This is a genomic window from Bradyrhizobium aeschynomenes (assembly GCF_013178945.1).
Lineage (GTDB): Bacteria > Pseudomonadota > Alphaproteobacteria > Rhizobiales > Xanthobacteraceae > Bradyrhizobium > Bradyrhizobium aeschynomenes.
In genome coordinates, this window is record NZ_JABFDM010000008.1 from 230,770 (window position 1) to 252,887 (window position 22,118).

The following is a 22,118-nucleotide window of genomic DNA, read 5'->3' on the forward strand; positions in this document are numbered from 1 at the left end:
TTCCTGCGGCGATGCGTTAAACCAGCAATCTCCGTTTCGAGAACTCTGCGAGCCCCGTCGATGTCCCATCCTCCGAAGCTGCGCCTCGGCGTCAATGTCGATCACATCGCGACGCTGCGAAATGCCCGCGGCGGGCGCATTCCGGATCCCGTGCGCGCGGCGCTGCTGGCCATCGAGGCGGGCGCGGACGGCATCACCGCGCATCTGCGCGAGGACCGGCGTCACATCCGCGACGACGACATGGCCCGTCTCAAGGCCGAAATCTCCAAGCCGCTGAATTTCGAGATGGCCGCCACCGAGGAGATGGTGCGGATCGCGCTGGCCACCCGGCCGCACGCGTGTTGCCTGGTGCCGGAGCGGCGCGAGGAGCTCACCACCGAGGGCGGCCTCGACGTCGTCGGCCAGCACAACGCGCTGGCGCCCGCGATCGCTCGACTGGGCGAGGCCGGCATCCGGGTGTCATTGTTCATCGCCGCCGACCCGGCTCAGATCGAGATGGCCGCACGCCTGCGGGCGCCCGTTATCGAGATCCACACCGGCGGCTGGTGCGACGCCATCACCGAGGGCCACGCCGACAAGGCGGCTGCAGAGTGGGAGCGGATCGTGGCTGGCGCCCGGCTGGCGCGGTCGGCCGGGCTGGAGGTGCATGCCGGCCACGGCCTGGACTATGCGACCGCCGAGCGGATTGCGGCGCTGCCGGAGATCGTCGAGCTCAACATCGGCTACTTCATGATGGGCGAGGCGCTGTTCGTGGGCCTCGCCGAGACGGTCCGGGCCATGCGCGCGGCCATGGATCGCGGCCGTGCGCGGCTGGGGACGGCAGCATGATCATCGGCATCGGCTCCGACCTTATCGACATCCGCCGCGTCGCCGAGGTGATGGAGCGGCACGGCGAGCGCTTCCTGAACCGGATCTTCACCGCGGCCGAGCGCGCCAAGGCCGAGCGGCGGGCCAAGAACGAGAAGATGGTGATCGCCACCTATGCCAAGCGCTTCGCCGCCAAGGAGGCCTGCGCCAAGGCGCTCGGCACCGGCATCCGCCAGGGCGTGTGGTGGCGCGACATGGGGGTGGTGAACCTGCCCGGCGGCCGGCCGACCATGCAGCTCACCGGAGGCGCCGCCGAGCGCCTGAAGGCGCTGACGCCGGCGGGACACGAGGCCCGCATCGATCTGTCGATCACCGACGACTGGCCGCTGGCGCAGGCTTTCGTCATCATCTCGGCGGTGCCCCAGGCAACGTCCTGAAGCCGCCCGGCGCGTGCCGAAAACAAAAATGCAATCGATTCCAGGGGCTTATGTAGTTTTGATGCGGCCCTTGATTGCGCGGCTGCGCGCAGTCGTCTAAAACCCCGCTCAAATCGAATGACTGCACCATGGGCGGATTCTGGGTCAAACCGGAGTTGGCCTTGACCACCAGAATCAGGACAGACTCCCTTAAGCCGCGGAACGATACGTTGTTCGCGGACGGAGGGGTGTTATGCAACGGCTGGCGAATCGTCGGACCATTCGCCCAGGGACAGTGAAAGAGCGATGAGCGTGACCTCCGGAACCAAGACTGAGAGCGGCCTCGGGGAAACCGTTCGGGTCGTCGTTCATGCCCTCCTGATCGCGCTGGTGATCCGCACCTTTCTGTTCCAGCCCTTCAACATCCCCTCCGGATCAATGAAGGCGACGCTGCTGGTCGGCGATTATCTGTTCGTCTCGAAATATTCGTACGGCTATAGCCATTTCTCGATCCCGCAGTCGCCGAACATCTTCTCCGGCCGCATCTTCGGCTCCGAGCCGAAGCGCGGTGACATCGTGGTGTTCCGGCTGCCGAAGGACACCGAGATCGACTACATCAAGCGCGTGATCGGTCTGCCCGGCGATCGCATCCAGATGCGTGACGGTCTGCTCTACATCAACGACGTGCCGGTCCAGCGCGAGCGCCTGAAGGATTTCGTCGGCGAGGACCCCTGCGGCACCGCCGATTCCATCGCGCGCGTGAAGGCCTGGAAGGAGACGCTGCCCAACGGTGTCAGCTACGAGACCTTGGATTGCTTCGATCACGGCCCTTACGATAATACGGACGTCTACACCGTGCCGCCCGGCAACTTCTTCATGATGGGCGACAACCGCGACAACTCGACCGACAGCCGCGTGCCGTTGGCGGTCGGCTACGTCCCGTTCGAAAACATCATCGGCCGCGCCCAGATGATCTTCTTCTCCATCAGGGAAGGCGAGCATGCCTGGGCGTTCTGGCGCTGGCCCATGTCCATCCGTTGGGAACGTCTGTTCAAAATCGTGCGATGATCGACGACTCACACGATATCCAGACCACGCAGGCCGCTGCGGCGAGCCCGCAAACCGGTGCGCGCGCCCTCGAAGCCGCGCCGAAGGCCGCGTCGCGGCCGAAGCCTGAGATGAAGGCAGAGCCCAAGAACGACGCCAAGAACGACGCCAAGCCTGACGCTAAGCCTGACGCCAAAGCTGAAACCAAGATCGAGCCGAAGCTGGAAGCCAAGGCGGAAGCGAAGACCGAGCCGAAGGTCGATGGCGGCGGCGAGCCGCCCGCCGGGATCATCCTGAGCGGATCGGACATCGCTGCACCGGCTGCGGAGACCGATCCCGAAACGGCGCCTCGCAGCAAGAAGGGCAGCCGCCGCGCCAAGAGCGCCGGAGCCGGGGCTGCGAAGAGCGCCAAGGCCGCCGAGAAGGCGGCCAATGCTGCGATCGAGGCACGCATCGGCCACCGCTTTTCGGACCCGTCGCTGCTCAGCACCGCCTTCACCCATGTCTCGGCGCTGAAATCCTCCAAGAAGCGCGGTGACAGCTACCAGCGGCTCGAGTTCCTCGGCGACCACGTGCTCGGTCTGATCGTCTCCGACATGCTGTATCGCTCGTTTCCCAGTGCCGACGAGGGCGAACTGTCGAAGCGGCTCGCCGACCTCGTGCGCAAGGAGAGCTGTGCCGACGTCGCCAAGTCGCTCGGTCTGCTCGACGACATCAAGCTCGGTGCGGTCGGCGCCGGCGCCGGGGCGCGGCTGCGCAAATCGGTGCTGGGCGATGTCTGCGAGGCGGTGATCGGCGCGATCTTCCTCGATGGCGGCTACACGGCCGCCGCAGGCTTCGTCGAGCGCAACTGGACCGAGCGCATGCACAAGCCGCGGCGTCCGCTGCGCGACCCGAAGACGGTGTTGCAGGAGTGGGCCCAGGGCAAGGGCCTGCCGACGCCCGTCTATCGCGAGGTCGAGCGCACCGGCCCTCATCATGATCCGCAGTTCCGGGTCGCCGTCGATCTGCCGGGCCTGGAGCCGGCCGAAGGCATCGGCGGCTCCAAGCGCGCGGCAGAAAAGGTAGCGGCATCCGTGATGATCGAACGTGAAGGCGTCAGCGGCGGCAGCAATGACGGCTGAGCAACAGGCCGTGCGGGGGGCCGATACCCGTTGCGGTTTCGTCGCGCTGATCGGCGCACCCAACGTCGGCAAATCGACCCTTGTCAATGCGCTGGTCGGATCCAAGGTCACGATCGTCTCGCGCAAGGTGCAGACGACGCGCGCGTTGATCCGCGGCATCGTCATCGAGGGCGCCTCGCAGATCATCCTGGTCGACACGCCCGGCATCTTCTCGCCCAAGCGAAGGCTCGACCGCGCGATGGTGACCACCGCCTGGAGCGGCGCGCATGATGCCGATCTCGTCTGCGTGCTGCTCGACGCCAAGAAGGGCATCGACGACGAGGCGCAGGCCATCATCGACAAGGCGGCTTCGGTCGCTCACGAGAAGATCCTGGTCGTCAACAAGGTCGACCTTGTGCCGCGCGAAAAGCTGCTGGCGCTGGTGGCCGCGGCCAACGAGAAGCTGTCTTTCGCGCGCACCTTCATGATCTCGGCAATCTCGGGCGACGGCGTCGACGATCTCAGGCGGGCGCTGGCGGAGATGGTGCCGCCCGGTCCGTTCCATTATCCCGAGGACCAGATGTCGGACGCGCCGATGCGTCACCTCGCGGCCGAGATCACCCGCGAGAAGATCTACTCGCATCTGCATCAGGAGCTGCCGTATCAGTCCACGGTCGAGACCGACAGCTGGACCGAGCGCAAGGACGGCTCGATCCGGATCGAGCAGACGATCTTCGTGGAGCGCGACAGCCAGCGCAAGATCGTGCTCGGCAAGGGCGGCGCGACGATCAAGTCGATCGGAGCGCAGTCGCGCAAGGAGATCGCCGAGATCACCGGCGTGCCGGTGCACCTGTTCCTGTTCGTGAAGGTGCGTGAGAACTGGGGCGACGATCCCGATCGTTACCGGGAAATGGGGCTCGAGTTCCCCAGGGAATGACGATGAGCGTGCCGCGCAACGTGTTGTGGTTCGAAGTGCTGCTCTACATCTCGCTGATGTTGGATTCGCTCTCGGTTGCCGTGTCGGACCGGACCCCGACCTTCGAGCGGACCGAGAGCATGATCACGACCGAGACCATTCTCAACGGCGTGGTGATCCTGCTGCTGTTCTATTTCGTCTATCTGGCGGCTCAGCGCCGCAAGAATTGGCCGCGCTGGGTGCTGCTGGCGGCGTTGGTTCTGTCGAGCATCTCGCTGGTGCAGGTCATCGGCCTGAAGGGCATGACGCTCGACGCCGGCATCGAGGTGATTTCCTGCGCGCTGACGACGATCGGGCTGTACTACTCGTTCACCGGCGACGCGCGCGGCTGGTTCGACGCCTGATGGCGGGAATGTAGGCAGGCCACGCGCAGCGTGTCCAGCTTCGCTCGCAAGGACGGGTGTTTGCGGAAGCATGGCGTGCAAGCTACGTTGTCCGCCGTCGCGCGATGGGCGCTTGGGTTTGAGCGCCCTGGATAGTAGAGACGACTTGCCCGATGGAATGGACCGATGACGGCATCGTGCTGGGCATCCGGCGGCACGGCGAATCCTCCGCCGTGCTGGAGCTGTTGACGCGCGAGCATGGCCGCCACCTCGGGCTCGTTCGCGGCGCCAGCGGCAAGCGCATGCGGCCGGTCCTGCAGCCCGGCAACACCGTGCGAGCGGTGTGGCGCGCGCGGCTCGACGAGCATCTCGGCATGTACGCGATCGACGGGCTGACCTTGCGCGCGGCTGAGCTGATGTCGGCGTCGCACGGCGCCTATGGTGTGACGCATCTGGCATCGCTTGCACGGCTGCTGCCCGAGCGCGATCCGCATGAGGACATGTATTTTCGGCTGGAACACGCGCTGAATGATTTCGACGACGCCGGCGGCGCCGCCGTCCACATCGTGCGGTTCGAACTCGCGATCCTGGCGGAGCTCGGTTTCGGGCTCGATCTGGAATCCTGCGCAGCAACCGGCGAGACCACGGACCTTGTCTATGTATCGCCGAAATCCGGCGGCGCCGTCTCGCGCAGCGCCGGGGCGCCCTGGGCCGACCGGTTGCTGCCGCTGCCGCCCTTCCTGCGTGAGAGCGAGGAAGACCATGGCTGGTCCGACCAGGACCTCGTCGACGGCTTCCGCCTGACCGGCCTGTTCCTGCTGCGCCACGTGCTGGAGCCGCGCGGGCAAGGCCACTCGGATGCCCGCGAGGGCTTCATCAATGCGGTCACGCGGGCCAGGGCGCGGCTGGCGCGGGCGTGAGCCCGGAGGAGAAAGCATCATGGGACTACTCGTCGACGGCGTGTGGCACGATGTCTGGTACGACACCGCAGCCTCCGGCGGCCGTTTCGTGCGCAAGGATTCCGCCTTCCGCAGCTTCGTCACCGCGGATGGACGTCCGGGGCCGAGCGGCAGCGGCGGCTTCAAGGCGGAGGCCGGGCGCTATCATCTCTATGTCAGCCTGGCCTGCCCATGGGCGCACCGCACCCTGATCATGCGCGCGCTGAAAGGCCTCGACGCCTTCATCTCGGTCTCGGTGGTGCACTGGCTGATGCGCGAGCAGGGCTGGACGTTTGCCGGCGGCCCCGGCGTCGTGGCCGATGACATCAATCACGCGCAGCTTCTCCATCAGGTCTACACCGCGGCCGATCCACGCTACTCCGGCCGCGTGACCGTGCCGGTGCTGTGGGACAAGGCGCAGCGGACGATCGTCAACAACGAATCGTCCGAGATCATCCGCATGCTCAATTCGGCCTTCGATGGTATCGGTGCCAAGCCCGGCGACTACTATCCGGAGGCGCTCCGCAGCGAGATCGACGCGATCAATGCGCGCATCTACGACACGCTCAACAACGGCGTCTACAAATGCGGCTTTGCCACCACGCAAGCCGCCTATGAGGAAGCAATCGGCCCGCTGTTCGCGACGCTCGACTGGCTCGAGCAGCGGCTGTCCACGCGCCGATTCCTGCTCGGCGATGCCGTGACCGAGGCCGACATCCGGCTGTTCACGACGCTGATCCGCTTCGACGCCGTCTATGTCGGCCACTTCAAGTGCAACATCCGCCGCATCGCCGACTATCCGCATTTGTCGGCCTACACGCGCGATCTCTATCAATGGCCCGGGATCGCGGCCACGGTGAGTTTCCAGCACATCAAGGGGCACTATTACGAGAGCCACCGCACCATCAATCCGACCGGCATCGTGCCGGTCGGACCGGAGCAGGATTTCGCCGCGCCGCATGGCCGCGAGCGGCTCGCCAAATCCTGACGGCCATGGCAGGCGAGATGGAAGGAGAGCGTCACCTCCGTGCATTGCTGCTGAACATGACGCCCGAGTTGCAGGATGGCGTCTTCGTGTTCTGCTGCCTCTCTCCCGGCGAGGCGCCTCCCGCGGCACTGACGCCGCTGATGCTGTTTCGGGAGCGCAAAGGCATCACGCTGATTGTACGGCGTGAGGAGGCCGAGCAGGCCGGGCTGTCCTATCAGTTCGCCGCCCGCCTGATCACGCTGTCAGTGCACTCCGCGCTCGACGCGGTGGGCTTCCTCGCCGCCGTGACCACGGCGCTGGCTGCCGCCGGCATCAGCGTCAATGCGGTCTCGGCCTTCCACCATGATCACCTGTTCGTACCGGAAGTTCAGGGAGAGCAGGCGCTGAGCGTTCTGCGGGAGATGTCCCATAGCCTCAAGTGATCTGCGCAGGGCCTGCGCGCCGGTCAGACTTTGCCCCTGCTGTGCTCACGTCTCGATGGAGGCGCCTTCTTGCGTGAGGGCGGCCGAGGTCGCTGCATGTTGCGTGCGGCGCGGGGGGCTGGCGGCCGGCGTGGTCCGGTCAGTGTTCGCGCGGCCTGCGCGCGCACCATGTCCATCAGCATCAGCGCCGCGGGCGACAGGGTCCGGCCCTTCAGGCGTAAGATGCCGAACTGTGCCAGCAGCAGGTCCGACGCGCGAGGCTCTTTCAGCTCGGCGACATTGAGCCGGACCAATTGACCGGAGGCAAGCTCGTGGGTGAGCACCGCATCTCCCGCGACGAGAACGATATCCGAACGGAATGCCATCTGCACCAGCAGACCCGCATTCTCGGATTCGAGTGCGACGTCGAAGCCGCGTCCGCCCGGTGCAGCGATCAGGTCGTCCAGTCGCCGGCTGAATTCCGGCGGCAGTGCGACGGAGGCGAAGTGCTGGCCGGCGAGATCGCGGGCGGAAAGCTCGCGCCGGCCTGCCAAGGGATGAGTTGGCCGACAGTAGAAGTGTCCGGGCAGACTTCCGAGCGGCTCGACGTCCAGGCTGTCGTCAGCGCGGATTTCGGTGATGTGCGCTAGAAAAAAGTCGAGCTTTCCCTGCTGCAGCACCTCCATCAGCATGCGCCAATTGTCCTGCACCAGTTTGATGCGCACGGACGGATGCTCGGAATACAGCCGTGCCATGGCGTCCGGCAGAAGGGTCAGGCCGGTGAACGCGCCCACGCCCACCGTCACCTGGCCGGCGTCTCCCGAGCGGAGCAGCCTGATCTCGCGGCCGAGATCGTCGGCGCCCGACAGCAGCGAACGGGCTCGCGCGACCAGCCGCTCGCCGACTGCGGTGATCTCCACCGAGCGCGAGCTGCGGTCGAACAGCCGCATTCCCGCGGCGTCCTCCAACGTCTGCAGGCTTCGGCTCAGGGCCGACTGGGTGACATGGGCGCGCTGGGCCGCCCGGGCGAAATGCCGCTCTTCCGCGAGATAGACCAGCTGCTGCAACTGACGCAACGTCGGCGTGTGCATTGATGATCCCAACTCATTGATCAAGCCATAACAATTCATTGGATTTCTGAGACGGTCAACCCCACAATGGTACAAACAATTGCGGGGAACGCCGGAGCGAGGCCGATCAGCTCGCGCTCGAGACAAGGCGTCGCCCTATAAGAGGCTTTTCATGCCCAACGGCGCGCAAGCTCTGCTACGGACCCTGGTCAATTCCGGCATTCGGGTCTGCTTCACCAATCCCGGCACGTCTGAGATGCATTTCGTTGCGGCGCTGGATTCCGCGCCGGAGATGCGCGCCGTGCTGTGCCTGTTCGAAGGCGTCGCGACGGGGGCGGCGGACGGCTACGCCCGCATGACCGGCATGCCTGCGGCCACGCTGCTGCATCTCGGCTGCGGGCTCGGCAACGGCCTCGCCAACCTGCACAATGCGCGCAAGGGCAAGGTGCCCCTGGTCAACATCGTCGGCGACCACGCCACCTATCACGTCCAGTATGACGCGCAGCTGCAGTCCGACATCGAGACCGTCGCGCGCAACGTCTCGCCCGGATTTGTCTGGACCTCGCAGGTCACCTCCGAGCTGTGCCGCGACGCGGTCGCCGCCGTGAAGGCGGCGTGCTCCTGGCCAGGGCAGGTCGCGACCCTGATCCTGCCGGCCGACGTGTCCTGGGGTGAGGGCGGCGTTGCCGAACCGGGACCGGTGATCGAGCCGCCGCCGGCGGCCGACGACGCCACGGTCCAGGCCGTCGCCGCGACGATCAAGGCCGGAGGCCGCAGCGCCATTCTGCTCGGTGGCACGGCGCTGCACGAGGATTCGCTGCTACCGGCTGCGCGCATTGCCGCGGCCTGCGGCGTCAAGATCTTCGCCGAGACGTTTCCGACGCGCATGCAGCGCGGCGCCGGCCTGCCGCCGGTCGAGCGCATCGCTTATCTCGCCGAGATGGTCTCGATCCAGCTCAAGGAGATCGATACGCTGATCCTGGTGGATGCCAAGGCGCCGGTGTCGTTCTTCGCCTATCCCGGCAAGAAGAGCTATCTGCCGCACGACGGCTGCCGGGTCATGACCTTGTCGACGCCGGCGCAGTGCGCCCCGGGCAGTCTGACCGCGCTTGCGGCGGCCCTCGGAGCCGAGACCGCCACGCCCCTGCTATCGGCTCCATGGCGTCCGGGACGTCCGCGCGGCAAGAAGCTCACGGCGGAAAAGGTCTGCAAGGCCGTCGGCCATCTGCTGCCCGAGAATGCCATCATCGTCGACGAGGCGATCAGCTCCGGTCTGATGCTGTCGAAGTTCACGGCGGGCGCGCCGCGGCATGACCTGATCACCTTGACCGGGGGCGCCATCGGGCAGGGACTGCCGAATGCCATCGGCGCCGCGATCGCCTGTCCGGACCGCCCGGTGATTGCGCTGATCGGTGACGGCAGCTCGATGTACACGATCCAGGCGCTGTGGACGATCGCGCGCGAGCGGCTCAACGTCACCGCCATCATCTTCAACAACGCCTCCTACTCGGTGCTCAATGTCGAGCTGGAGCGGGTCGGAGCCGAAGAGGTCGGACCGAAGGCCAAGGCGCAGCTCGACCTGCATGGGCCTGTCCTGAAGCTGGCGCAGATCGCCGACGGCATGGGCGTGCGGTCGACCCGTGTCAGCACGCCCGACGAATTCACCAATGCCTTGGAGGGGGCGCTGGCCCGGCCTGGTCCGCATCTGATCGAGGCCATGGTGCCGCCGGCCCTGAGCGGGCTCAAGCTGAAGCTGCTGCCGCATCTGCTCGGATCGCTCGACCGCATGCCGCTGTCGGTGGCGCGCATGCTCAAGCGCAAGATCGCGCCGTGAGCGCGATGCTGCAATCCGATGTCGTCATCGCCGGCGGCGGCCTCGCCGGCATCGTCACCGCGCTGGAGGCGCTGCGCGCCGGCAAATCGGTCGTGATCGTCGATCGCGACACGCCGGAACGTTTCGGCGGGCTGGCGCTGTGGGCGTTCGGCGGCATGGCGCTGGTCGGCACGCCCTTGCAGGCGCGCATGAAGATCCCGGATACGCCGGAGATCGCGCTGCGCGACTGGATCAGGTTCGGCGAGCTCGATGCGAGCGAGCACTGGCCGCTGCAATGGGCGCGCTATTACGTCGAGCATTCGCGTAGCCACGTCTATGACTGGCTCTCGTCGCACGGCGTGACCTTCATGCCGGCGGTGAACTGGGTCGAGCGCGGCCTTGTGGGCGACGGCAATGCGCTGCCGCGCTATCACATCGTCTGGGGCACCTCGCAGCGGCTGACGCGCGTGATGATCGATGCGATGCGCGCGGCGGACAGCGGCGGCCGGCTGACGGTGCTGCACCGGCACCGCGTCGTCAGCCTCGATCGCAATGGCGGCGCCGTGTCCGGTGTCATCGCCGTGAACGAGGAGACCGGCACCGAGATCCGCATCGCCGCGCCGCTGACGGTGCTGGCGATGGGCGGCATCAATGGCGGTCACGAACAGGCGCGTGCCAACTGGGTGCAGGGACGGCCGCTGCCGGCATCGATGCTCAACGGCGCGCATCCATTCGCGGACGGCAAGCTGCATCACCATGCGGCCGAGATGCTCGGTGCCGAGATTACTCACGCCGGCGAGATGTGGAACTACGCTGCCGGCATCCCGCATCCGTTTCCGCATTTCGACGGCCATGGCCTGTCGCTGGTGCCGTGCAAATCGGCGCTATGGCTCAACCATCGCGGCGAGCGCATCGGCCCGGCGCCGCTGGTCACCGGCTTCGACACCCATGATCTCTGTCAGCGCGTCGCGGCGCAGGAGAAGCCGTATACGTGGCATCTGCTGAACTGGCGCATCGCCGCCAAGGAGTTCGCCATCTCCGGCGCCGAGCACAACTTACGCATCCGCGAGCGGCAGATGCCGATGTTCCTCAAGGAGACGTTGCTCGGCAATCATCGTCTGGTCCGGCAGATGCAGCGGGAGAGCCGGCATTTCCTGGTCGACGAGACGCTGGCAGGTCTCGCCGCGAAGATGAACGCGCTGACCGGAACTGATGACGTGAAGCCAGAAGTGCTCCAGGCCACCGCCGACGCCTTCGACGCCAACTTCGCGAACGGCGACAAGCTCCACAACGACGATCAGATCCGCCGCATCCTGCACGCGCGACAATGGGGCCCGGACAAGCTCCGCACTTGCAAGCCCGCGCCGCTGCAGGCGCCTGGAGCAGGGCCGTACATCGCCATCCACATGCAACTCATCACCCGCAAGAGCCTCGGCGGCCTCAAGACCGATCTGCACAGCCGCGTGCTCGACGGGGCGGGCGCGCCGATCAGCGGCCTCTACGCCGTCGGCGAAGCGGCCGGCTTCGGCGGCGGCGGCGCCTCGGGCAAGCGCTCGCTGGAGGGAACATTCCTGCCGGGCTGCATTCTGACCGCGCGCGCCGCGGTGCGGGCCATGTGAGGAGCGCGGCAACGCCGGGCGATGTTCCGCAAGACAGGCGCGTCGCTCGTGAGCGGCTTGATCTCTCCACACGTCATTCCGGGGCGCCCGCAGGGCGAGCCCGGAATCCATACCCACAGGCTGTCGTTGCTTGGGCGAGATGGCCGTGGGCGTCTATCTCGGCTCCTCAATCACAGTCGTGGTTATGGATTCCGGGCTCGCGCTACGCGCGCCCCGGAATGACGACGGTGAGACAGTGTGCGTCATCACGATTTTTTCGCGAGCCCCTGTCGATCCGCCCCTCGCGCGTTCGTCTTCAAGGCATCAGCCATGGAGACCCCCTGATGAAGATCTACTGGATCAAGGCCCAGGCCCCGCGCCGCGTGCTGGCGCTGGTCAAGCATCTCGGCGTGCCGGCCGAGTTCATCGACATCACCCGCGGCCTGAAGACGCCGGAGTTCGCCGCGCTCAATCCCAACATGAAGGCACCCGTGCTGGTCGATGGAGACACCGTGCTGTGGGAGTCCACCGCCATCATGGCGCATCTCTGCGTCCGCGAGAGTTGCGACATGTGGCCGGCGCGCAATCCGCCGGAGCAGGTCGAGGTGCTGCGCTGGCTGGCGTGGACCGACAGCCATTGGAACCCGGCCGTCGCGCCGTTCTACTTCGAGCACATCGTGCGCAAGAACTTCGGTCTCGGCGCGCCGAACCGGGCCTCGCTGGTCGACAAGGTCGCGCCGCTGAAAACCTTCGCGTCCGTGCTCGATGCCCATCTGCGCGCACACAGCCACATCGCCTGCGACCGGCTGACCATCGCCGACTTCGCGGCGGCTTCGATGGCGACCGACTGGCGGGAGGCCGAGATGCCGCTGGAGACGTTTCCGAACGTGGTGCGCTGGCTCGACGGCCTGATGCGGTTGCCGGCCTGGGCCGAGCCGTGGCCCGAGAAGCAGCCGGCCGCCGCGTAGCTAGGGCTGCACCGTGCCGTGGCCGAGCTGCTTGGAGATCTCGGCCGCGCAGGCGCGCAGGCGGTTGGCGAGCGGCGATTGCCAACCGGCGTCGAAGGTGCCGGCCGGGCCCATCGCGGTGATGACCAGTGCGACGTGGCCGGCGTGATCGAACACCGGTGCGGCGAAGGCATTGACGCCGGGCAGCGGATCGCCGATGGCGCGCGCCAGGCCCTGTGCGCGCACCTCGGCCAGCATCTCCGCCACTTTCGGGCTCTTCGGCGCGCGCTTCGGATTGTAGCCGACACCGAGATGATCGAGGCCGGTGTCGAGCGCGGCCTTCACGGTCTTCGGCGGCAGGAACGCCGCGAACGCGCGGCCCGTCGCCGTCTCCAGCAGCGCCATGATCGAGCCGACGCGCATCACGATGTGCACCGGATGGCTCGGCTCCTCAAGCCGCACCACGGTTGGGCCGTTGGTGCCCCAGACCGCGAGCGACACCGCGTGATCGATCGCGCCGGCGAGCGCTGCGATCTTCGGGGTGGCGATCCGGACCGCCGACAGCCGCCGCAGGCTGATCAGGCCGAGCTCGAGCGCGAGCGGGCCGATCTCGTAGCGGCCGGTGGTTTCGTCCTGCTCGATCAAACCGATGCGCGAGAAGCTGACGAGGTAGGGATGTGCCTTGGCCGGCGGCAGCCCGGCCTCGCGCGCGAGGTCGCGCAGCATCATCGGCTCGCCGCTGCGCGCCAGTGCCTGCAGCAAGGTGCCGCCGACCTCGATCGACTGGATGCCGCGGCTCTCTCGTCCCATGTCTTGTTGTGCCCCTGGTCCGGCGCCGTGCCTACACCGCCAGGAAGCCGCCGTCGACCGGCAGCGTGACGCCGTTGACGTAGGACGCCATGTCGGAGACCAGGAACGCCACCGGGCCAGCGAGCTCCTCGGGCTGGCCGACGCGGCCGAGCGGCGTGCGGCTCATGAAGCCGGCGAGCCGCTCGGGATCGTTGCGGGTCGACTCCGTCATCGCGGTCGCGATCACGCCGGGCGCGATCGCGTTGACGCGGATGCCGTCGGCGGCGAGCTCGCGCGCCAGCGCCTGGGTGAGCGACTTCACGCCGCCTTTGGACGGCGAATAGCCGAGCGTGTTGCTGATGCCGATGAAGGAGGCGACGGAGGCGATGTTGACGATCGTGCCGCGCGTCTCGCGCAACGCGGCGAGCAACGCATAGGTGACGTTGAACACGCCATTGAGATTGACGTCGAGCACGCGCTGCCAATTCTCCGCGGCGCGGGGCGAGTCGATGTTCTCACGGATGATGATGCCGGCATTGTTGACGAGAATGGAGATCGCGCCGACCTCGGCGCGCAGCTGCGCCGCCAGCGCCTTGCAGCCGGCGGCGTCGGTGACGTCGAGCCGGTGCGCCCAGGCCTTGCGGCCGTGACCGCGGATCTCCGCGGCGCAGCGCTCGGCGCCCTCCAGGTCGATGTCGGTGATGACGACGTCGGCGCCGCGGCCGGCAAGACCCAGCGCAATCGCGCGGCCATTGCCATGCGCCGCGCCGGTGACCAGCGCGAGCTTCCCGGCCAACATCTGCTGGTCGCTCATGCGGCACTCCTTTGCTTGGCGCGTTCGGCGAGATGCCGGCCGGCAATATAGCCGAAGGTCAGCGCCGGTCCCAGCGTGATGCCTGCGCCCGGATAGTTGCCGCCCATGATGCTCGCCATGTCGTTGCCGGCAGCGTACAGCCCCTCGATCGGCTGGCCCTGCGCGTCGAGCGCGCGCGCATGTTCGTCGGTACGGATGCCGGCATAGGTGCCGAGATCGCCGATCACCATCTTGATGGCGTAGAACGGCCCGTCCTTGATCGGCGCGACGCAGGGGTTCGGCCCGTGCAGCGCATCGCCCTGGTAGCGGTTGTAGGCGCGCGAGCCCTTGCCGAAGCTCGGGTCCTGGCCGAGCGCAGCGTCGGCGTTGAACGCGGCGACGGTGGCTTCCAGCGACATCGCATCGATGCCGGTCACGCGCGCGAGCTCGGCGAGCGTCGCGCCGCGCTTGAGGTAGCCGCTGCTGAGATGATGCACGAGCGGCATCGGGAACGGCGGCACGCAGCCGAGGCCGTAGCGGCGCAAGCTGCGATGGTCGGTGATCAAGAAGGCCGCGATCTCCCGGCCGGGCTTGGCCGCCTTGACCATCGCCTGCACGAAGTCGTGGTAGGAATTGCCCTCGTTGGCAAAGCGCACGCCATCCGCGGTCACCGCGATCACGCCCGGCTTGGCGCGATCGATGAAGTGCGGCATCACGCCCTTGCTGCCGTCCTTGCGGGTGGTGACGGAGACCGGCACCCAGGCCGCCGCATGCGGCAGCCCGTCCTCGACACGGCCGCCGACGGCTTCCGCGAGCCGCAAGCCGTCTCCGGTGTTGCCGACAGGACCGGGCGAAAAATGCTCATGGCCAGTCGGCGCATGCGGAAACATCGCCTTGCGTCGTTCGACATCATGCGGAAATCCGCCGCAGGCCAGCACCACGCCGAGCCGCGCGTTGACCCGGACGCGCTTGTCCTGCCGCGTCACCACGGCGCCGCGCACGGCCTCGCCGTCGCGGATCAGCTCGGCCACCGGCGACGACAGCCACAGGGGAATGCCGAGATCGAAGGCCGATTTCGCCAGCCGCCCCGCCAGCGCATTGCCGTTGGTCAGCGTCATGCCGCGGCCATGGCGCAGCACGTCCATCGCATGCTTCGACAGCCGCCTGGCGACGTAGAATGCCGAGGTTAGCGACTTGGTCGCCCGCATGAAGTGGATGATCTCCTTGCCGGAGCCGAGCATCATGCCGAACACCGTGAGCTCGGGCAGGGGCTGGCCGAGATCCTTGATGTGGTCGCCCAGCTCGCGCCCGTCGAACGGCCGCGTCACCATCGAGCGGCCGCCCTGCGTGCCGCCCGGCGCCTCCGCGTGATAGTCCGGGAAGGTCAGCGGCATGTCGAACTTCAGCGCGGTCTTGGTGGTGAAGAAGTCGACCGCCTCCGGCCCCTTGGTCAGGAACGCGTCCACCCGCGCCGCATCAAAGCTGTTGCCGGCCTCGTGGCGCAGATAGGTGCGCGCCAGCTCCGGAGGCTCGTCGATGCCCCAGGCCTTGGCGAGCGACGTGCCGGGAATCCACAGCCAGCCGCCGGATCGCGCCGTGGTGCCGCCGAAGCGCGGCTCCTTCTCGGTGACGACGACCTTCAGCCCGGCATGGGCGGCGGTGACCGCCGCCGAAAGCCCGGCGCAGCCGGAGCCGACCACCAGCACGTCGCAATCATAGGTGTCGCCGTTGTTGGGACCAGCTCCGCTCATGCGCGTGCTCTCACTTCTTCAACAGCGGGCACTTGGATTCGGAGATCGGCCGGAACGCATCCTCGCCCTTCACTGTCTTGACGATTTCCAGATAGTCCCACGGCTCCTTCGATTCCGACGGCTTCTTGACGCGGGCGAGATACATGTCGCGGATGACGCGGCCGTCCTCGCGCAGCTTACCACCATGGACGAACGTATCCTCGATCGGCAGCTCGCGCATCTTCGCCATGACCGCCTTGGGATCGTCGGTCCCGGCCGCCTTGATCGCCTTGAGATAGTGCAGTACCGAGCCGTAGACGCCGGTCTGGATCATCGTCGGCATCACCTTGGTGCGGGCGAAGAACTTCTTCGACCAGGCGCGGGTGGCGTCGTCCATGTTCCAGTATGACGCCGTCGTCATGTAGGTGCCCTGCGCGGCCTCGAGCCCGATCGCATGCACGTCGGTGTCGAACATCAACAGGCCCACCAGCTTCTGCCCGCCCTTGACCAGGCCGAACTCGCCGGACTGCTTGATGGCGTTGTCGGTGTCCTGGCCGGCATTGGCAAAGGCGACGACGTCGGCCTTCGAGCTCTGTGCCTGCAAGGCGAACGAGGAGAAGTCGGCGGTGTTGGTCGGGTGCTTGACGCCGCCGAGGATGGTGCCGCCGAGTTCCTTGATGAAGCGCGTCGCGTCCTTCTCCAACTGCTGGCCGAACGCGTAGTCCGCGGTGATGAAGTACCAGGTCTTGCCGCCCTGGCCGATCACCGCCGACGTCGTCACCTTGGACAGCGCATAGGTGTCGTAAGTGAAGTGCACGGTGTTGGGGCTGCATAGCTCATCGGTCAGTGAGCTCGCACCTGGGCCCGACAGCAGCGCGATCTTGTTGCGCTCGCGCACCATGTTGTGCACGGCGATCGCGATGCCGGAATTGGGAATGTCGACCACGGCGTCGACCTTGCCGTTGTCGAACCAGTCGCGGGCGACCGTGGTGCCGACATCGGCCTTCATCTGGTGATCGGCGCTGATGATCTCGATCGGCTTGCCGAGCACGGTGGGGCCGAACTCCTCCACCGCCATCTTCGCCGCCTCGACCGAGCCCGGTCCGCTGTTGTCCCGCCCCCAGCTAGAGAGGTCGGTCAGCACGCCGATCCGCACCACGTCGTCGGAGACCTGAGCGACAGCGCTGGTCGCGATGAATGACGTCGTTGCCAGAAGCGCGCAGGCGAGCAGCTGCCGTCGCATGAAGATCCTCCCCGATTTGTCCGCTCTATCGGCGGCGATGGCAGGAAGTTAGGCAATAGCGAATAGATTTGTCAATGACGAATGAAACAGGCGCAGTGCACAACGACACCTGCGGTGTTGCGAGGCGTCCTGGCCGCGGCGCGACTTGGCCGCTTCTCGCGGTCATTCCGGGGCAAACGACAACGTGCGTCCGCGCGTTGACGATTGAACCCGGAATCCAGAGATGATGGCCGCCAGACAAGTTCGAGATTCCGGGTTCAAGGCCTGCGGCCTTGCCCCGGAATGACGGAGTGGGGCTGATAGTAAGGAAGTCCGTCCTACACGCGCGGCATGATCTGCAGTTCGAGCAGCGCCAGCCGTTGCATCACGGCGGGATCGCGTTCGCCGGTCTTGGCGGCGCGCAGCACGCATTCGGCGAGCAGGGTGACATGGGTCGAGCTGACCGGCTCGGGCAGGGCCGCGATCGCGCCGTCCAGTGCCTGCGTCATCAGCGCAATCACGTCAGGAGAAAAGGCAGCGTCGGAAAAGTCTTTCATCGGAGAATGTCCGTGCCAGAGGCTTCGGCTGGCAGCCGATCACGCGATACGCTGCAGGACGTGGACTGCTTGGCAGGTTGACGATCATTCAACGGGCCGACCGCAGCATGGTTCCGGCTCGCTCGTCTTTCGGATATGCGGAATCGTGTGCCCCCCATGCGCAAACTGCCCGTCGAGCCAATCTGCCGCAGCCTGCTTGACTTGTGTCGTCGGGCAAATCAGGCGGATGTTTCCGCGCATCCCGCCTCACTTCGGAGCGAACCGCTCGGGAATATCTGCCGTACTCCGAGTTTCCGAATGCAGCCGTCCACCTTGTCCTTGGCCACATCGATGCCGGCGACACCATTTGCGATCTGTGTCATCATCCACTCCCTTCCTTGCCTTGTATCGGCTCGAAGCCCTTGCAACTGTTCGGGTTGAGGAAGATCACCGGAGCTGTGCCTCGCTCTGATACAGGCTCTGCCGCGTTTGGGGCGTACCGGGCTCAGATCCAGCGACGGGCGGTTTTGCGAGAACCGCCCGTTCGCGCATTCTGGCAGATCTGGCATACACAAGGCGCGTAGCGCGCGATCGTCACGACACGCGAGGCGGGGTGCGGTGGCCTGTCGGGTCGCAACGTGCACTGCGCGTGGACGAACGATGCCGGCAGGACGATGAAATCGCAGCGTCCTGGCACCCCGATGCTGGTGTCAAGTTCGTGATGGATGCCGAACGCATCGCGCGGACGACGGTGGCTACAAGCCCGGACACCGGGGAGACTGCGTATAATTTGTAAGCCCATCGCGCAGGGAGGGCCGGGTCGTCCGGCTGACCTGTGGTTCCTGCCGCCTGCATTTTTCAGCAGGCGGGCCACGGGCCTCAGTCGAGGTCCGGCCTTCCCTGCGCCCTCTGTATTGGAGGAGGCTCCGATTTGATAGCTCGGGCGCGAAACGTGCCGCGAGACGACAAAGATGCGTCTGATGGTGAGGTCGATGTTGCGCAGCTCTCAACCGTCATCGTCCGCGCAGGCGGACGATCCAGTACGCCGCGGCCTAACGGCTCAATCAGGGGCTCCGGTGGATACTGGGTCGCCCGGTCAAGCCGGGCGACGACACGAGAGGGTGCTCCGCCCGCCTGCGCACCTGCGAGACTGCCCATTTCGTCAGCGATTCCCGGTTCCACGGCCCGATTCTCGCCGTTTTCCTCACGGAAGCGGGCCGCCGCGTCATTGCGCCATGCCGCATCATCGCATAAAGCGTGTTCCCAAATCGTTCACATCAGCTCAAGCCTTTGGGCTAACCCACTGAAAGCTCAACGCTAATGGGAAAATCACTGATTCCGCCGGAGCCGGCGGAGATTCACGAGGTCGCGTTGCGCGAGGCGCTGGAGGAGCGCTATCTCGCTTACGCGCTCTCGACCATCATGCATCGTGCGCTGCCCGACGCGCGCGATGGCCTCAAGCCGGTGCACCGGCGCATCCTCTACGGCATGCGGCTGCTGCGGCTCGATCCCGGCACGGCATTCAAGAAGTCCGCAAAGATCGTCGGCGACGTGATGGGCTCGTTCCATCCGCATGGCGACCAGGCGATCTACGACGCGATGGTGCGCCTCGCGCAGGATTTCTCCTCGCGTTATCCGCTGGTCGACGGCCAGGGCAATTTCGGCAACATCGATGGCGATAACGCCGCCGCCTATCGCTACACCGAAGCGCGCATGACCGATGTCGCGCGGCTGCTGCTCGAAGGCATCGACGAGGACGGCGTCGAGTTCCGCCCGAACTATGACGGCCAGTCGAAGGAGCCGGTGGTGCTGCCCGGCGGCTTCCCGAACCTGCTCGCCAACGGCGCGCAGGGCATCGCGGTGGGCATGGCGACCTCGATCCCGCCGCACAACGCCGCCGAGCTGTGCGACGCCGCGCTGCATCTGATCGAGAAGCCCGATGCCAAGTCGCGCGCGCTGCTGCGTTGGGTCAAAGGTCCGGATTTCCCGACCGGCGGCACCGTGATCGACTCCAAGGAATCGATCATCGAGGCCTACACCACCGGCCGCGGCTCGTTCCGGGTCCGCGCCAAGTGGAAGCAGGAGGAGGGCAACCGCGGCACCTGGGTGGTGGTCATCACCGAGATCCCGTATCTGGTGCAGAAGTCGCGGCTGGTCGAGAAGATCGCCGAGCTGCTCAACGAGAAGAAGCTGCCGCTTGTCGGCGATGTCCGCGATGAATCCGCCGAGGACGTGCGGCTGGTCATCGAGCCGAAGTCGAAGAACGTCGATCCCGCGCTGATGATGGAATCGCTGTTCCGGCTCACCGATCTCGAGAGCAAGATTCCGCTGAACCTCAACGTTCTGATCAAAGGCAAGATCCCGAAGGTGGTGGGTCTCGCCGAGTGCCTGCGCGAATGGCTCGACCATCTGCGCGACGTGCTGCTGCGCCGCTCGAACTACCGCAAGAAGCAGATCGAGAACCGGCTGGAGATCCTCGGCGGCTATTTGATCGCCTATCTCAACATCGACGAGGTGATCCGGATCATCCGCACCGAGGACGAGCCGAAGCCGGTCCTGATGAAGACCTTCAAGCTCACCGAGGTGCAGGCCGAAGCCATCCTCAACATGCGCCTGCGCTCACTGCGCAAGCTCGAAGAGATGGAGATCCGCACCGAGGACAAGAACCTCCGCAATGAGCTGAAGGGCATCAATTCACTGCTGGCGTCGGAGACCGAGCAGTGGGCCAAGGTCGGCGAGCAGGTCAAGACCGTGCGCGACCTGTTCGGGCCGAAGACGCCACTGGGCAAGCGCCGCACCAATTTCGCCGACGCGCCGGAGCACGATCTCGCTGCCATCGAGGAGGCCTTCATCGAGCGCGAGCCGGTCACGGTCGTCGTCTCCGACAAGGGCTGGGTGCGCACCTTGAAGGGCCACGTCGCCGACCTGTCGAACCTGCAATTCAAGACCGACGACCAGCTCGGCCAGGCGTTCTTTGCCGAGAACACCTCGAAGGTGCTGCTGTTCGCGACCAACGGCAAGTTCTACTCGCTCGACGTTGGCAAGCTGCCCGGCGGCCGCGGCCATGGCGAGCCGATCCGCATGTTCATCGACCTTGATCAGGACGCCTCGATCGTCTCGATGTTCGTCAGCAAGGGCGAGCGCAAGTTCCTTATTGCCGCCTCCGACGGTCAGGGCTTCGTCGTCAAGGAAGAGGATTGCGTCAGCAACACCCGGAAGGGCAAGCAGGTGCTGAACGTGACCGCGCCGGCCGAGGCGCGCGCGATCACGACGGTGCAGGGCGATCAGGTCGCGGTGATCGGCACCAACCACAAGATGGTGGTGTTCGGCCTCGACCAGGTGCCGGAGATGGCGCGCGGCCGCGGCGTCCGCCTGCAGAAATACACCAGCGCGCAACTCTCCGACGTCACGACGTTCGAGCAGAAGCAGGGCCTCGCCTGGAAGGACTCCGCCGGCCGCGACCAGGGCCTGAGCTGGAAGGAACTGGCCGACTACCGCGGCAACCGCGCCGACGCCGGCCGCATCGCGCAGGGCCTGCCGAAGTCGAACAAGTTCAACCGGCCGATCGAGTGAGGCGTAATAGTATCCGTCCAATGGCCGTCTATATGAGACAGCGGGCGATCGCAGCTTCTGCGATCGCCGGGGACCGGTTGGATGGCGCACTCGCACTCTCATCATGATGGTCATGACCATTCCCATGATCATGGCCACGCTCACAGCCATGCCGGTCACAGCCACGCGCCCGCCAGCTTCGGCGCAGCGTTCGCGATCGGGGTCTCGCTCAACACCGCCTTCGTCATCGCCGAGGTCGTGTTCGGCTACGCCGCCAACTCGCTGGCGCTGATCTCCGACGCGATCCACAATCTCTCCGATGTGATGTCGCTGTTGCTGGCCTGGGGCGCGCTGTGGCTGTCAGGCCGCCGTCCGACCGACCGCCACACCTACGGCTATCGCCGTGCCTCGATCCTGGCGGCGCTGATCAATGCCGGCCTGCTGCTGCTCGTCGTTGGTGGCATCGCGGTCGAAGCGTTCGACCGCCTGCGCAATCCGGGCGAGGTCGCCGGCGTCACCGTGCTGTGGGTCGCCGCGCTCGGCATCGTCATCAACGGCGCCACCGCCTTGCTGTTCATGCGCGGTCGCGACACCGACCTCAACATCCGCGGCGCCTATCTGCACATGGCGGCCGATGCCGCCGTGTCGTTCGGCGTCGTGGTGGCGGCGCTGGTGACGATCGGGACCGGCTGGCTGTGGGTCGATCCCGTCGTCAGCCTCGTCATCGCGCTCGTGGTGCTGCTCAGCGGCTGGGAGCTCGCCCGTGACAGCGTCAATCTCGCACTCGATGCCGTGCCGCGCGACATCGCGCTGCCGGAGGTGCGCGACTATCTCGCCTCGCTCGACGGCGTCAGCGAGGTGCACGATCTCCACATCTGGGCCATGAGCACCAACGAGACCGCACTGACCGCGCACTTGGTGTGCCCCGGCGGCACCGACGATGCATTCCTGCATCGTGTCTGCGCCGGGCTGTCCCACCGCTTCAACATCCAGCATCCGACACTGCAGATCGAAACCGACGGCTGCGCCTGTAAGCTGGCCCCGGCCGACGTGGTGTGAGCCGGGGATG

Annotated in this window: 21 protein-coding genes; 14 read left to right on the forward strand and 7 right to left on the reverse strand. The window is 66.4% G+C overall.

Features of this window, described 5'->3' with window-relative positions:
* The first annotated feature begins 60 nt into the window (after positions 1-60).
* The 9 genes from HL666_RS23480 (at position 61) to HL666_RS23520 (ending at position 7,020) form a co-directional block, all read left to right on the forward strand.
* Complete coding sequence (locus tag HL666_RS23480; protein WP_172132730.1) at positions 61-828, forward strand: pyridoxine 5'-phosphate synthase; 768 nt, start codon at positions 61-63, stop codon at positions 826-828.
* Positions 825-1,244 carry a holo-ACP synthase gene (acpS, locus tag HL666_RS23485; RefSeq protein ID WP_172132729.1) on the forward strand — a complete coding sequence of 140 codons (420 nt, stop codon included), beginning with the start codon at positions 825-827 and terminating at the stop codon, positions 1,242-1,244. The genes HL666_RS23480 and acpS overlap by 4 nt, the downstream gene beginning before the upstream one ends.
* 285 nt (positions 1,245-1,529) lie before the next feature.
* Positions 1,530-2,291 carry a signal peptidase I gene (gene lepB, locus HL666_RS23490; RefSeq protein ID WP_172114035.1) on the forward strand — a complete coding sequence of 254 codons (762 nt, stop codon included), beginning with the start codon at positions 1,530-1,532 and terminating at the stop codon, positions 2,289-2,291.
* Positions 2,288-3,394 (forward strand): ribonuclease III, encoded by a 1,107-nt coding sequence (rnc, locus tag HL666_RS23495; protein ID WP_172183875.1) that lies wholly within the window; start codon positions 2,288-2,290, stop codon positions 3,392-3,394. Before lepB ends, rnc begins: the two co-directional genes overlap by 4 nt.
* Complete coding sequence (era, locus tag HL666_RS23500; protein ID WP_172114037.1) at positions 3,384-4,310, forward strand: GTPase Era; 927 nt, start codon at positions 3,384-3,386, stop codon at positions 4,308-4,310. Before rnc ends, era begins: the two co-directional genes overlap by 11 nt.
* Positions 4,311-4,312: 2 nt before the next feature.
* Positions 4,313-4,693, forward strand: a complete 381-nt coding sequence (locus HL666_RS23505; RefSeq protein ID WP_172183877.1) for a hypothetical protein — start codon at positions 4,313-4,315, stop codon at positions 4,691-4,693.
* Positions 4,694-4,845: 152 nt separating this feature from the next.
* Positions 4,846-5,592: a DNA repair protein RecO gene (recO, locus tag HL666_RS23510; protein ID WP_172183879.1), complete on the forward strand. Its 747-nt coding sequence runs from the start codon at positions 4,846-4,848 to the stop codon at positions 5,590-5,592.
* Positions 5,593-5,611: 19 nt separating this feature from the next.
* Positions 5,612-6,598, forward strand: coding sequence for a glutathione S-transferase family protein (locus HL666_RS23515; protein WP_172183881.1), 987 nt, complete (start codon positions 5,612-5,614; stop codon positions 6,596-6,598).
* Positions 6,599-6,615: 17 nt separating this feature from the next.
* Positions 6,616-7,020 (forward strand): ACT domain-containing protein, encoded by a 405-nt coding sequence (locus tag HL666_RS23520; RefSeq protein ID WP_172183883.1) that lies wholly within the window; start codon positions 6,616-6,618, stop codon positions 7,018-7,020.
* Between the two features lie 23 nt (positions 7,021-7,043).
* Here HL666_RS23520 and HL666_RS23525 read toward each other — a convergent pair whose 3' ends face one another.
* The gene (locus HL666_RS23525; RefSeq protein WP_172183885.1) at positions 7,044-8,090 is read right to left on the reverse strand and encodes a LysR family transcriptional regulator; all 1,047 of its coding nucleotides are present in this window, start codon (positions 8,088-8,090) and stop codon (positions 7,044-7,046) included.
* 151 nt (positions 8,091-8,241) lie between these two features.
* On the opposite strand from HL666_RS23525, the gene HL666_RS23530 reads away from it, so the two are divergent.
* From HL666_RS23530 to HL666_RS23540, 3 genes are all read left to right on the forward strand, one after another.
* On the forward strand, positions 8,242-9,903 hold the full coding sequence (locus HL666_RS23530) for an acetolactate synthase large subunit (RefSeq protein ID WP_172183887.1): 1,662 nt from the start codon (positions 8,242-8,244) through the stop codon (positions 9,901-9,903).
* Positions 9,900-11,501 (forward strand): FAD-binding protein, encoded by a 1,602-nt coding sequence (locus HL666_RS23535; RefSeq protein ID WP_172183888.1) that lies wholly within the window; start codon positions 9,900-9,902, stop codon positions 11,499-11,501. Before HL666_RS23530 ends, HL666_RS23535 begins: the two co-directional genes overlap by 4 nt.
* A 323-nt stretch (positions 11,502-11,824) precedes the next feature.
* Complete coding sequence (locus HL666_RS23540; protein WP_172114045.1) at positions 11,825-12,448, forward strand: glutathione S-transferase family protein; 624 nt, start codon at positions 11,825-11,827, stop codon at positions 12,446-12,448.
* Here the strand turns inward: HL666_RS23540 and HL666_RS23545 are convergent, their stop codons facing one another.
* The 6 genes from HL666_RS23545 to HL666_RS34010 form a co-directional block, all read right to left on the reverse strand.
* The gene (locus HL666_RS23545; protein WP_172114046.1) at positions 12,449-13,237 is read right to left on the reverse strand and encodes an IclR family transcriptional regulator; all 789 of its coding nucleotides are present in this window, start codon (positions 13,235-13,237) and stop codon (positions 12,449-12,451) included. It lies immediately after the preceding gene.
* 31 nt (positions 13,238-13,268) lie between these two features.
* Entirely contained in the window at positions 13,269-14,030 is a 762-nt protein-coding gene (locus tag HL666_RS23550; RefSeq protein WP_172114047.1) for an SDR family NAD(P)-dependent oxidoreductase, read from the reverse strand.
* Entirely contained in the window at positions 14,027-15,760 is a 1,734-nt protein-coding gene (locus HL666_RS23555) for an FAD-dependent oxidoreductase (protein ID WP_172183890.1), read from the reverse strand. The genes HL666_RS23550 and HL666_RS23555 overlap by 4 nt, the downstream gene beginning before the upstream one ends.
* A 10-nt stretch (positions 15,761-15,770) precedes the next feature.
* The gene (locus HL666_RS23560; protein WP_172183891.1) at positions 15,771-16,982 is read right to left on the reverse strand and encodes an ABC transporter substrate-binding protein; all 1,212 of its coding nucleotides are present in this window, start codon (positions 16,980-16,982) and stop codon (positions 15,771-15,773) included.
* 317 nt (positions 16,983-17,299) lie between these two features.
* On the reverse strand, positions 17,300-17,518 hold the full coding sequence (locus HL666_RS23565) for a hypothetical protein (RefSeq protein WP_172114050.1): 219 nt from the start codon (positions 17,516-17,518) through the stop codon (positions 17,300-17,302).
* A gap of 218 nt (positions 17,519-17,736) precedes the next feature.
* Entirely contained in the window at positions 17,737-17,880 is a 144-nt protein-coding gene (locus HL666_RS34010; RefSeq protein WP_210262053.1) for a hypothetical protein, read from the reverse strand.
* Positions 17,881-18,817: 937 nt separating this feature from the next.
* On the opposite strand from HL666_RS34010, the gene parC reads away from it, so the two are divergent.
* Together parC and HL666_RS23575 are read left to right on the forward strand one after the other, a co-directional pair.
* On the forward strand, positions 18,818-21,070 hold the full coding sequence (gene parC, locus HL666_RS23570; RefSeq protein ID WP_172109738.1) for a DNA topoisomerase IV subunit A: 2,253 nt from the start codon (positions 18,818-18,820) through the stop codon (positions 21,068-21,070).
* An 81-nt stretch (positions 21,071-21,151) separates the two neighbouring features.
* Complete coding sequence (locus tag HL666_RS23575) at positions 21,152-22,108, forward strand: cation diffusion facilitator family transporter (protein WP_172132716.1); 957 nt, start codon at positions 21,152-21,154, stop codon at positions 22,106-22,108.
* The last annotated feature ends 10 nt before the right edge of the window (positions 22,109-22,118 follow it).